This is a genomic window from Nocardia thailandica NBRC 100428 (assembly GCF_000308795.1).
In the GTDB taxonomy this organism is placed as follows: Bacteria; Actinomycetota; Actinomycetes; order Mycobacteriales; family Mycobacteriaceae; genus Nocardia; species Nocardia thailandica.
Window position 1 is genome coordinate 1 of the sequence record NZ_BAGK01000199.1, and the last position, 9860, is coordinate 9860.

Consider the following 9860-nt stretch of genomic DNA (forward strand, 5'->3'; position numbering starts at 1 on the left):
GCCGCGGGCCGCATCCACTGCCGGATGCGGCCCGCGGCGCGTCGTGGGGTTCCCGTCACCTCTCCGCTGTGCTAGACCGGGGTATGGCCAACTCGGATCGCTCCGTACGCAGTAGGCGCTCGTCCCGCTCGATCCTGTCGTACCGGTCGACGGGTTCGATCCTGTCCATCGGCTCGGCCTATTCGGTCCTCTCCATCGGCAGCGTCGGCTCGGTGCTGTCGATCGGCTCGGTCGGCTCGCTGGGCTCGGCGCTGTCCTCGGGCTCGTTCGCGAGCCTCGGCTCCGCGTTCTCCGGGCTGTCGCGCTGGTCGCTGATGGCGTGGCGCGGGGTGCTCGCCGAGCCCGACCCCCGGCCCCGGCTGCGCGTGGTCGCCGAGGACGAGCCCGACCTCCGGGTCGCCACCACCTGCCACTGCCAGACCTAGCCGCGGGTCGCCGCGGCCGTCACCACTGCCCGTAGTCCTCGGCCAGCGCGTTGTTGAGGTCGACGCCGATGCCGTCGACCTGGCGCTGGTCGATCTCGAACTGGTGCAGGTGCGCCGAGGGGTGCACGTACCCGCGCGGGGTGCCCCAGTTGTGCTGCCAGAACCAGGAACCGAGGCCCGCGTCGATCGCGCGGTCGATGGTGGGCGAGTTGGCGTAGACGCCGACGAGGTCGGGACCGATGACCGACTGCCAGCCCTCGAGGTAGGGGGCGATCATCTCCTCGAACTCCTCGTCGGACGGGTTGTCGTCGATGGAGGCGTAGATCGGCGCGGTGTCGGGACCGCCCGCCGCCGTGTGCAGTTCCCAGCCGCGTTCGGCGTGCCGCTTGCCCGCTTCGAGGCCGCCGCGCCAGTCCGCGGTCGGGCCCTTGCCGAACTGGTAGTTCGACACGATGGACAGCCCGAGCGCCTGCAGCGCGGTGACCTCGGCGGCCAGCAGCGGCTTGCCCTCCATCCATTCCGCGCCCGGCCTGCGGTCGGACACGTACCGGATGACCCCGATGTGCCCGGCCTCGAGGATGGCCTCGGCGGACGGCACGCCCGCGGCGTAGTCGATGAGGGTGCCGTGCACGGCGGCGCCGGACCGCGGCGCCGCCGCCAGTCCGGTCGCGCCGAGAACGGTTGCGGCGGCGGCGAACCCGAAGAATTCGCGCCGGGACACGGAGAAGGGACGCATCGGCACGGACTCCTTCGGGCGGCCTCGACGGGCAACGGCGGCACCGGCGCGCCTTCCCCGAGCCTTGCGCACCGAGACCTTCGAACGTGAGTCATCAGACCACGTTCACACCCGAACTACCAGAACCACGGGCAACTTGCGCCACACGTGTCGCACCGGGTCAGGTCGCGGCGTCGATCTGCGCGCCGACATCGATGGTGCGCCGCGAGGTGTCGGCGAGCTCGGTGCTGACCACCGCGACCACCTGGGCCACGACCTGCTTCCGGATCCCGGCGAGCACGCCGAGGGTCGCCGCGCGCAGGCCCTTGGCCTTGAAGTCGAGGGCGATGTCCTCGAGCGCGGGCGGCGGCACGTCGATGACGATCTGCAGCGGCTCGGCCGCCCGGGCGGTGAGGACCAGCGGGATGAGCAGGTCGGCCCGGTAGTGGTTGGCCTTGAGGACGTCGACGGTGATGTCCAGCCCGACCGGCAGTTCCATGTCGAAGACCCGGGCCACGCCGGTGTGCGCGCGTTCGGTCACCCGGGGCGCCTCGATCGCGCCGCGCACCGTGACGGTGGCCGAACCGCGCGGCCCGGCCGCCATGGGCCCGACCTCGATCGGCTGCCCCGCCATCTGCGAGACCACGCTGTAGACCCGCTCGGCCGTGACGACGCGCTCGAAGAAGCGCTCGCCCAGCTCGCGGTAGCCGATCCAGTCGAAGACGGTGTCGTTGCGGTGCGGCGAGCGGTAGCCGTCGAGGATGGCCTCGATGTCGAAGACCCGGCCCGCGCGCGCCTTGGGGTCGCCGACGATGGCGTTCACCCGGTTGGCCACCTCCCGCTGCACGAGCCCGGCGATGGGGTCGAGCAGCATCTCCCAGGCGGCGTCGACCCCGGCCTCGGCGCGAAGCACGAAGCTGACGTCCTTGGCGGTGACGGGCGCGACGTCGATCACCACGAGCAGCGGCTCGGCCGTGCGCGCGTGCAGGGCGAGCGAGATCTCCACCCGGGCACCCAGGGTGAGCGTGCGGCCACCGAGGGTGAGCTTCACGGCCAGGGTCAGCGGGACGGTCACCGCGAAGGTGAGCTGTTCGCCGGGAGTTCGCCGGACCTCCGGGGTGCCCAGGGTGCCCTCGGCCACGAAGCCGGCCAGCCCGGCCGGGCCCAGGGAGAACGGGCCGATCGAGACGCCCCGGCCGGTCATCGTCGCCACGGCGGCCTCGATCCGGCGCTCGGTCACCGCGAAGGTGACGAACCGTTCTCCGAAGTCGGCGTAGTCGATCCACACCGGGTCGATACGTGTTTCATCGGTCTGTCGCATCAGATTTTCCGAAACCCTCACCTTCACGCGGACACACCACGGTAACCGGTACCGGCGGTCCACCGTGCCCCTGCCCTGCCGATGAGGGGGAAGCAGGGCAGGAGCTGGTGGGTGACGCTGCCGGGCGCCACCGGTCACCATGGTACGTGGCCGCCCGGCGGGCGGAGCCGTTCGGCGGAGGAATCCGTAAGGCTGACAATCAGTTTCAGAAACGTCCGTAGCCGATCAGATCGGTCATGTCGGCCGGGCGCATCGTCCGCACCATGACCCGGCCGCCGAGTTCGTTGCCGCCGATGGTGGTCACGGAGTCGCCGTCGGCGGTCAACACGATGTTGGTGTGCTGGCCGTACTCGCTGCCGGGCCCGTAGAGGACCACGTCACCGGTGCGCGGCCGGTACCCGGCGCTCGCCGGGGTGAAGCGGCCCTCGGCGATGTAGTAGTCGGTCAGGGTGTAGACGCCCGGGATGCGCCAGTGACCGGAGTTCGGATTGGCCAGCGGCCTGCCCGCCGCGCGCATGGTCCAGCTGACGAAGTCCGCGCACCACGCCTCCTCGACCCCCTCGGCGTACTTGGTGCCCTCGCCGGGTGCGTCGTACTCGCGCCGCAGCACCTCGACCAGGGCCGCCTGCCCGGGATCGAGGCGGGCGGCGTCGATCTCGGGGAACTCGGCGACATTGCGCTGCCACAGCAGCCAGCCCGCCCCCGCCGCGGCGAAGACCGCCACCGTCGCGGCGACCAGCGCGCCGATCAGCCATCGCCGTCCGTTGCCGGTGCGCTGCCGTTCCATCCGGATCCCCCTCGTCACGAGCGTCGTTCACTGAACTGACGAACGGGCGATCCGGATGGTTCCCGGCCTCAATCCCGGGTCGCGGGCTTGCGGCCGAGGGGGATGCAGGCGGTGAGCACGATGGCGACCAGCGCACCCGCCATCGCGATGAGGAACGTCGTGTGGAAACCCTCGCGCGAGGGCAGCACGTGCGGGCCGAGCTGCATGGTCATGTGCGCGAGGACCACGCTCATCGCCGCGGCGGAGGTGGAGGTGCCGATCGAGCGCATGAGCGAGTTCAGGCCGTTGGCGGCCGCGGTCTCGGAGATGGGCACCGCGCCCATGATCAGCGCGGGCATCGCGGCGTAGGCCAGGCCGACGCCACCCGCCACGATGATCGCGGCGACGATGATCTCCCACACCGAGTTCATCAGCAGCACCGCCGAGATGTAGCCGAGGGCGATGACCGCCGAGCCGGCCGCCAGCGTCACCTTCGGACCGCGCGCGGCGGTCAGCCGGGCCGAGACGGGCGAGAGCAGCATCATCACCAGGCCGGTCGGCGCCAGCGCGAGGCCGGCCGCCACCATCGACAGCCCGAAGCCGTAGCCGGTCGCCTCGGGCGCCATCAGCAGCTGGGGGAAGGTCAGCGACATACCGTAGAGGGAGAACCCGACGGCGATGGAGGCCAGGTTGGTGAACAGCACCCGGGGCCGCGCCGAGACGCGGAGGTCGACCAGCGGGGACTTCTGCCGCAGCTCGTAGTAGCCCCAGGCGAGGAAGCTGAGCAGCGAGACCGCGAAGAGGGTCAGGATCGAGGCCGACGACCAGCCCCAGTCGGCGCCCTTGGTGATGCCGACGAGCAGGCTCAGCAGCGCGACCGACAGGCCGACGGCGCCGCCGAAGTCGAACGAACCGGGGGTGCGCACCGGCGATTCGGCCACGAAGCGGAAGACCAGGCCCGCGCAGACCACGCCGAGCCCGGCCGCGGTCCAGAACAGCACGTGCCAGTCGGCGTTCTGCGCGATGACCGCCGAGAACGGCAGGCCGACCGCGCCGCCGACGCCGAGCGTGGCGCTCATGACCGCGACGGCGGAGCCGACCCGCTCGGGCGGCAGCTCGTCGCGCAGGATGCTGATGCCGAGCGGGATCGCGCCGACCGCGGCGCCCTGGAGCGAGCGCCCGATGATCTCGGGCAGCAGCGTGGAGAAGCTCGCGCAGATGACCGAACCGACGACCAGGAACAGCAGGTTCGCCAGGAGCACGCGGCGCTTGCCGAACATGTCGCCGAGCCGGCCCGCGATGGGCGTGGCGACGGCGCCTGCCAGCAGGGTGGCGGTGATGACCCAGGACGCGTTGGACGCCGAGGTGTTCAGCAGCGTTGGCAGGCTGGGAATGATCGGGATGACCAGCGTCTGCATGAGCGAGACGACGACACCGACGGTGGACAGGGTGGCGATGAGAACCGCGGGCGCCGGCCCGCGACTTTCGGAGACGCTCGAAGTCGCGTCGGCTACAGCAGTCACGAATGTGTAGAGTACATAGCATGTGTACAGTGCACAATTTGTCTCGGCGGTGACCCACGCGACATAGTGGTGCTCATGTCCGATTCCGGCCCCGCCGACGACACCCCGTTCGCCCGCCTGGTCTTCGAGCTGAACCTGCTCTCGCGCTACTACCCCAACACCACGCGACGCCGTCCCGGGTTCCAGCTCGACCGTTCCGGATTCCTCATCCTCACCCGCCTCGACCTGGGCGAACCGCTGAGTCTCAAGGAGCTGTCGCAGGCGCTGCAGCTCGACATCTCGACCATCAACCGCCAGGTCGCCGCGGTCCTCAAACAGGGCGTTGCCGAGCGGGTTCCCGACCCCGACGGCGGCATCGCCCGCAAGATCCGGATGACCCCCGCCGGGCGCGCCGCCCTCGACGCCGACCGGGCCGCGCGCCGCAACGGGATCAACACCGTGATCGCCGACTGGGACCCCGAGGACATCGCGCAGCTGAGCAGGCTGGTCCGCAAGTTCAATCAGGACGTCGAGCGCATCGAGAACAATCCCTGGCCGCGTCCGTCCTGAAAGCCCACCCCCGCGCGGGCGCGGTGATTATGCTGCGCCGCGTGGTCACTCAACGGTCTACCCGCCCGAGCTGGCTGTCCTGGGACAACTATTTCGTCGGAGTCCTCGGCCTGGTGCTCGGCCTGTGTTTCGGAGTGTGCGCGGCGCTGATCTACGGCCCCGGCCGGGAGGCCGCCTCGATCGCGCTGGTCGTCGTGGCGGGCGCGTGTGTCCTGCCCGCCCTGCTGCGGGCCCTCGGCGAGCTACGGGTGTGGCTGCGCCTGGCCGTGCTCCTCGCCGGATTCGCCCTGCTGCTGCCCGCGCTGCTGGTCAGCGCCGAGGTGCGGGACTGGGCCGCCGACCGCTGGGAACGCGCCTGGAAGTGAGTTTCCCCTAAGCTGTCCCGGTGAGTTCGGGTGTGACCGTGATCGACCAGCGCTTCCAGTTGATCGAGCCACTGGGCAGCGGCGGGATGGGCACGGTGTGGCGGGCGTTCGACCTGGCCCTGCACCGCGAGGTCGCCCTCAAGGAGGTGCGGGCCGAGGCGGACTCCCCCGTCACCGCGAGCGTGCACCGCGAACGCGTACTGCGCGAGGCCCGCGCGCTGGCCCGCATCGGCCACCCCAACGTGGTCGCGATCCATCACATCGTGGACACCCCCGCCGAGGCCCACCCGTGGATCGTGATGGAGCTGGTGCGCGGCCGCTCCCTGGCCGACGTGCTGGCCACCGACCGCCTCACCACCGCCCAGGCCGCGCAGCTCGGTCGCGGCATCCTCGCCGCCCTGCGCGCCGCCCACGCGGTCGGCGTGCTGCACCGGGACGTGAAGCCGGCGAACGTGCTGGTCCGCGAGGACGGCTCGCCGGTCCTCACCGATTTCGGCATCGCCGCCATCCACGGCATGACGGGCCTGACCTCCACCGGCAGCGTCGTCGGCTCGCTGGACTACGTCGCGCCCGAACGGCTCAACGGCATCGAGGGCAATCCGGCGTCGGACCTCTGGTCGCTGGGGCTCATCCTGTTCGTCGCGGTGGAGGGCTACCACCCGATGCGCCGCGACACCTCGGTCGCCACCCTGGCCGCGGTGCTCAAGGGCGAGGTGCCGGTCCCCCGCCAGGCGGGCCCGCTGACCGGTCCGCTGCGCGCCGTCCTGGTCGCCGACCCCGAGCGCAGGCCGACGGCCGAGGAATTCGACCGGCTGCTCGTCGAGGCGGTGCACGCCACCGGCGGCACGGTGCCGTCGTGGACCGGCGGACCCACCCGCGAACCGACCGGGACGCACCGTGCCGCGCCCGCCACGGCCGTCTACGACCACCACGATGCCGCCGGAACCGGCGCGCCGCCGTCCTTCCCGTCGGCGGGCGGGTCGGCGCCGGGCCTGCCCGGCGGCTATCCCGCGCCCGGCTACCCGCCGCAGGGCGCGCAGTTCGCGGGCTCCGGCGAGTACGCGCAGCCGGGTCGTCCCGCCGACGACGCTCCCGCCTACGGCCCGGCCGGCATGCCGCCGTTCACCGACACCCGCGGCTACTCCCGGCCCGACCACCTGCGGGCCGCTCCCGCGTATCCGGGCGCCCCCGCGTACGCGCCGCCGGGCGAGGCGGCGTCGATCGCCTACCCGTCCGGACCGAATGCCGAAGCGCGACAGGGACTTCCGCGCGGCCCCCTGGTGGCGGGCGCGGCCGCCGTGTTCGTGGTCCTCGCCGTGATCGTGGCGTTCGTGGCGTGGCCGCGCTCCGGCGCAGGCACGGTCACGGCCGATCCGCCCGTGCCGACGCCGACCTCCGCGCCGCTGCCGGGCGCCCCGGCCACGGGCAAACCCAACTCCGGCAAGCCGGGCAAGGGCACCCAGGCCGCCGCGCCCGCGGGGAATCTGCTCACCGCCGAGGGGATGGCCACCGCGATCGCCGCCCTGGAGAAGGTCACCGGCGGCAAGGAGTTCACCCGGACCACGGTGTACCCGGAATACCTGAACACCGGCGCGCCGGTCTCCGGCAAACCGAAGCTCTACGACAACTACACCTATCGCAACGGCGCCGGTTCCCGCACCGGCGCGGGCGGCGAACTCGACGAACCCACCGTGCGGCTGGGCACCATCGACTGGTCGGTGCTGCCGGGCCTGTTCCGGACCGCCGAGAGCGAACTCGGCATCGGCACGCCGACCATGCGGTACTTCATCGTCGAACCGGCCTGGACGTTCAACCACGACAAGCCGTCGCTGCTGATCTACCTCACCGACGAGTACGGCGGCGCCTATCTGGCCGCCGACCTCGACGGCACCGTGGTGAAGAAATACCCGAGGAACTGAGGGCGCGTCAGCCGCGCGGCGTCAGCAGCACCTGGATCAGGCCGGTCAGCATGTGCGAGTTCTGCCAGGCCAGGTAGGCCAGCGCGCCGGTCGCGGCGCCCGCGTTGGCCGCACCGGCGGCCGAGCCGGTCAGCCCGCTCGCCGACCCGGTCAGCGCGCCCGCCGATCCGGTGGCCGAGCCCGTCGCGGCCTCCGCCGATCCCGTGCCGGGCGCCGCCGTCGCGGTCGCCCCCGCTCCCAGCATTCCGATCGTGGCGGCGGCGGCCACCACGGCGATCCGACCGGCGAACAGTTTCGGCGCGTACGCGCCCTCACGGCTGACAGACATCCACGAACCCACTTCCCGAACCAACAACGCAGCGTGCAGTATTCACGTTCGCCGGGTCTGTCGCAGGGAAACCGTGCGACATTACAACCCGCGGCGCCCCCGATTGGATGGGCAGGCGCGATCAGGGCGGCATCCCGGCACCGCAGCGCGTCTTTCGCGCGCCCGCCGCCGGGCGCGGGCCCGACCCGTTATCGTCGGTCACGAACGAGTCGGGGTCTTCCTCTTCGAACGCAGGAGCCAGCCGCATGACATTCGCTCGTCTTCTCACCGCGCTCGCCGGCGCGGCCCTGGCCACGGCCCTCTCGGCCGGTCCCGCCGCCGCCGAGCCGGTGACCGTGCCCTTCCAGATCAATCCCGCCCCCTTCGGCAACCCGGGCGGCAGCTTCGACGTGCCGCCCGCGCGGTGCGTGGTCGTGCTGGGGACCGAGCCCGGCGCCGCGATCGTGACCGGCGGCCTCGACCGCGGCTGGGGCTGTCTGCTGTCCTCGGGCATCCGCTGGCTCAACCTCAGCAGCGGCGCGACGGGGTGGGCGCAGCTGTCCAACGGGCTCGACGGCATCCCACCCGCGGCCACCCTGCGCACCGGCCCCGGCCAGATCGTGCTCCAGCTCGATCCGATCTCCGGGGGCACGACGACCCCCGGATTCGCGGCCTTCGTCGTGCCCTGACCGCTAGAGCACCACGTCGTCGAGGTTCACGCCGAGCAGGTTCTGCCGGGGGATCTGCCCGGCGTCGAAGACGGCCTGTCCCAGCGGTTTCAGCGCGCGCAGCAGCGCGACGGGGTCGGCCGCCCCCGCGAACGGCCGCGCCGCGAGGACGTCGGTGCGGTCCTCGACGTGTGCGCGCAGCGCGCGGCCCGCCGGGGTGAGTCCGTCCGCGCCGAGCAGGCCGCGTTCGGTGAGCCGGTGCTCGGCGGCCGCCCATTCCTCCTCGGTCCAGCCGCGCATGCCCTGCCAGAACTGGGGTGACGCGCCGAGATCCGTGGCGAACAGCACGATCGACTCGGCGCCGTCGATCCCCTCGGCGATCAGGCATCCGTTGTGGCCGTCGCCGCGATGCTCGCGCAGCGTGGTCGCCGCCTGCCACAGCTCGGCCACCGGGTCGTCGTCGCGGCCGAGTGCGCGGTTGGCGGCGAACAGCGGCCTGCCCGCGGGGTCGGCGGCCTCGATCGCCTGCCGCAGGTCCGGCAGCACGACCGCCGCGGCCTCCTCGATCCCCGGCACGGACTTGCGCAGCACGCCGGCCGCCGAGGTCTTGCGTGCCGCGAGCACCGCCGCCGGGGTGGCGAGTTCCCAGGCGTCCGGGATGGATCGCCCCACGAGGCGCGGATGGAAGCCGTAGTAGGTCGCCTCGACCACGGCGGGTCCGACGGCGCCCAGCGGCGCCGTGCGCGCCGCGAAGTACGGCATCCACCTCCCCTTCAGGCCCGTATCCTGGAGCGCCGCAATGCAGTCGGGCGCGAAGGCCATCACGATGGCCAGGGGTTCGAGAACGCGCCAGAAGTCGCGTGCCAGTTCGCTTCGCATGCCCCGACGGTAGCAGCTGGATTTAGTTCAGTGAAGTCAGAAGGGTTGATTTCCGCGACGATCAGCGCCGCGAGAGGTCGAGACCCATCGGAGACTTCCGCGGGATCTCGCCGCCGGCCGCGATGCGCCCCGCGATCGGTTCGAGCAGCGTGATCAGCTCCCCGACCTCCGTGGCGCTCAGCGACGAATACGCCTCGGCGGCCAGCCGGTCGGTCGCGTCCTCGATGCCCGCCTTGACCGCGCGGCCCCGCTCGGTCAGTGTGCCGTCGGCGGCGAGACCCTTCCGCGTCAGCGAGTCGAGACAGGCCGACCACTCCTCGTCGGTGAAAGCGCGGGAGGCCCGATAGGTGTCCACCGTGAACCCGGCCGAGAGCGCGTGCAGCACATGCGATTCCCGTCCGCCGATGCCCGCGGCGAGCAACG

Annotated in this window: 12 protein-coding genes; 5 read left to right on the plus strand and 7 right to left on the minus strand. The window is 72.1% G+C overall.

Annotated features, from left to right (window positions below; genetic code table 11):
- Positions 1–83: 83 nt before the first annotated feature.
- Positions 84–425: a hypothetical protein gene (locus ON36_RS22255; RefSeq protein ID WP_043657033.1), complete on the plus strand. Its 342-nt coding sequence runs from the start codon at positions 84–86 to the stop codon at positions 423–425.
- 19 nt (positions 426–444) lie between these two features.
- On the opposite strand, the gene ON36_RS22260 is transcribed toward ON36_RS22255, so the two are convergent.
- From ON36_RS22260 to ON36_RS22275, 4 genes are all read right to left on the minus strand, one after another.
- Complete coding sequence (locus ON36_RS22260) at positions 445–1161, minus strand: DUF1906 domain-containing protein (protein WP_043657036.1); 717 nt, start codon at positions 1159–1161, stop codon at positions 445–447.
- A gap of 160 nt (positions 1162–1321) precedes the next feature.
- Positions 1322–2461 carry a hypothetical protein gene (locus ON36_RS22265; protein ID WP_043657038.1) on the minus strand — a complete coding sequence of 380 codons (1140 nt, stop codon included), beginning with the start codon at positions 2459–2461 and terminating at the stop codon, positions 1322–1324.
- Positions 2462–2666: 205 nt separating this feature from the next.
- Positions 2667–3248, minus strand: coding sequence for a CHAP domain-containing protein (locus tag ON36_RS22270; RefSeq protein WP_043657041.1), 582 nt, complete (start codon positions 3246–3248; stop codon positions 2667–2669).
- A gap of 68 nt (positions 3249–3316) precedes the next feature.
- Positions 3317–4750 carry an MFS transporter gene (locus tag ON36_RS22275; protein WP_043657043.1) on the minus strand — a complete coding sequence of 478 codons (1434 nt, stop codon included), beginning with the start codon at positions 4748–4750 and terminating at the stop codon, positions 3317–3319.
- Positions 4751–4825: 75 nt separating this feature from the next.
- Between ON36_RS22275 and ON36_RS22280 the strand changes: the two genes are divergently transcribed.
- From ON36_RS22280 to ON36_RS35915, 3 genes are read left to right on the plus strand one after another with little or no spacing between them, the layout of a single operon-like run.
- Complete coding sequence (locus tag ON36_RS22280) at positions 4826–5299, plus strand: MarR family winged helix-turn-helix transcriptional regulator (RefSeq protein ID WP_043657059.1); 474 nt, start codon at positions 4826–4828, stop codon at positions 5297–5299.
- A gap of 41 nt (positions 5300–5340) precedes the next feature.
- Positions 5341–5664 (plus strand): hypothetical protein, encoded by a 324-nt coding sequence (locus ON36_RS22285; protein ID WP_157224979.1) that lies wholly within the window; start codon positions 5341–5343, stop codon positions 5662–5664.
- A gap of 20 nt (positions 5665–5684) precedes the next feature.
- Positions 5685–7583 carry a serine/threonine-protein kinase gene (locus ON36_RS35915; RefSeq protein WP_218001227.1) on the plus strand — a complete coding sequence of 633 codons (1899 nt, stop codon included), beginning with the start codon at positions 5685–5687 and terminating at the stop codon, positions 7581–7583.
- 7 nt (positions 7584–7590) lie between these two features.
- On the opposite strand, the gene ON36_RS22295 is transcribed toward ON36_RS35915, so the two are convergent.
- Positions 7591–7911, minus strand: coding sequence for a hypothetical protein (locus ON36_RS22295; RefSeq protein ID WP_043657049.1), 321 nt, complete (start codon positions 7909–7911; stop codon positions 7591–7593).
- 245 nt (positions 7912–8156) lie between these two features.
- Here ON36_RS22295 and ON36_RS22300 point away from each other — a divergent pair, with 245 nt between their 5' ends.
- A complete protein-coding gene (locus ON36_RS22300; RefSeq protein WP_043657050.1) occupies positions 8157–8579 on the plus strand; it encodes a hypothetical protein in 423 nt (140 codons plus the stop codon).
- A 3-nt stretch (positions 8580–8582) separates the two neighbouring features.
- Here the strand turns inward: ON36_RS22300 and ON36_RS22305 are convergent, their stop codons facing one another.
- Both ON36_RS22305 and ON36_RS22310 read right to left on the minus strand, forming a co-directional pair.
- Positions 8583–9437, minus strand: a complete 855-nt coding sequence (locus tag ON36_RS22305; RefSeq protein WP_043657053.1) for an SCO6745 family protein — start codon at positions 9435–9437, stop codon at positions 8583–8585.
- Positions 9438–9498: 61 nt separating this feature from the next.
- Positions 9499–9860: helix-turn-helix domain-containing protein (locus ON36_RS22310; protein WP_043657057.1), on the minus strand; the 362-nt coding region annotated here is incomplete at its 5' end.